Below are 1501 nucleotides of genomic sequence, written 5' to 3'. Positions count from 1 at the left end.
GGACAACTACGCGATCGCCCGGCAGTTCCTGGCCGCCGACTTCGCCCAGCAGTGGAACCCGCGGCAGGGCGTCACGATCCGCGACGGCAGCGGCACCGTCGAGCGCGCCGACGACAGCGAACTCACCTACACGATGACGGCCAGTGCCACGGTCGACTCCGAGGGGGAGTACACCCAGGCCGTCCGCCCGACCTCGTCGACGCTGACGTTCCAGTTCGTCCGCGAGGACGGCGAGTGGCGCATCGCCTACGCCCCGGACGGCATCATCCTGTCGCCGGTCAGCTTCGAGTCGGTGTTCCAGCCGCACGCGCTGTACTTCTACGACCCGACCTACCGCTTCCTCGTGCCCGACCAGCGCTGGTTCCTCGCCCGGTCCTCCACGAGCACCCGCATCGCCAGCGCCCTGCTCGCGGGGCCCGCCGACTGGCTGAAGGGCGCCGTCGTCTCGTCGTTCCCGGAGGGCACCCAGCTGTCGCTCAACGCGGTGACGATCGACAGCGGCACCGCCCTGGTCGACCTGTCGAGCGACGCCCTGCGCGCGAGCACCGTCGACAAGGTCCGGATGCGGGAACAGCTCAGCAAGTCCCTCGCCTCGGTCGCCACCATCTCGTCGGTCTCGATGACGATCGAGGGCGCGACGCTGTCGGTGCCGGACTCCGGGGGAGCGGACGCCCAGCAGAACCCCGACGTCGACCCCCGACCCCTGGTCGACGAGGACGGCGTCGTCGGCTACGCCGCCTCGGGCACCGGCAAGGTCTCCGAGCTCGGCAGCGGCGTCGGGGCCGCGATCGCCGGCCTCGACCCGACCTCGATCGCCCTGTCGGCGTCCGGCACCACGGCCGCCGTCGGCAACCGGGACGGCGTCGTCGTCGTGCGTGGCAAGGACCGCCTGCGCGTCGATGCCCGCGACGACCTCATCGCCCCCGCCGTCGACGACCTCGGCTTCGTCTGGGCGGGGCAGCAGTCCGACACCCGTCACATCACCGCGTACGGCCTCGGCGGCGACCCCCACCAGGTGCGCACCACCCTGCCGCGCGGCGACCTCGTGTCGTTCCAGGTGTCCCGCGACTCGACCAGGGCGCTCGCGCTCATCCAGACCTCGGACGGCCCCGGCCTGTACGTGATGGCGATCATCCGCGGTTCCGACCGGTCACCGACCTCGTTCGGCGCCCCGGTCCGGGTGCAGGCCGCCAGCGGCACCGCGGTCGACGCCGCGTGGGTGAGCGACACCGACGTCGCCTCGGTCGGGCAGACCCCCACCGGTCCGAACATCGTCCGCACCACCATCGGCGGCAAGTCGAGCACCCTGCCGAAGCCCGACGGGCGCGCCACCGCGATCAGCGGCGGCAGCGGTGGCGCGCTGCTGCTCCGGATGTCGAGCGGCAACGTCCTGCAGTCCACCGGGGGTGGCTGGGACACGACGGGCGTCACCGCCGACGTGCTCGGCGTCCAGCGCTGACGCGACGGTCCTCCACACCCCACCCGGCCTGGAGGCCCGTCC

General features: G+C 72.8%; 1 protein-coding gene. It reads left to right on the top strand.

Annotated elements, in window-relative coordinates:
- The coding region (locus BIU89_RS11910; RefSeq protein WP_071246808.1) for an LpqB family beta-propeller domain-containing protein at positions 1–1459 on the top strand (1459 nt) is incomplete at its 5' end.
- Positions 1460–1501 lie beyond the last annotated feature (42 nt).

The organism is Curtobacterium sp. MCBA15_005 (assembly GCF_001864855.1).
In the GTDB taxonomy this organism is placed as follows: domain Bacteria; phylum Actinomycetota; class Actinomycetes; order Actinomycetales; family Microbacteriaceae; genus Curtobacterium; species Curtobacterium flaccumfaciens.
This window is presented reverse-complemented; position numbering and strand designations above follow the sequence as displayed.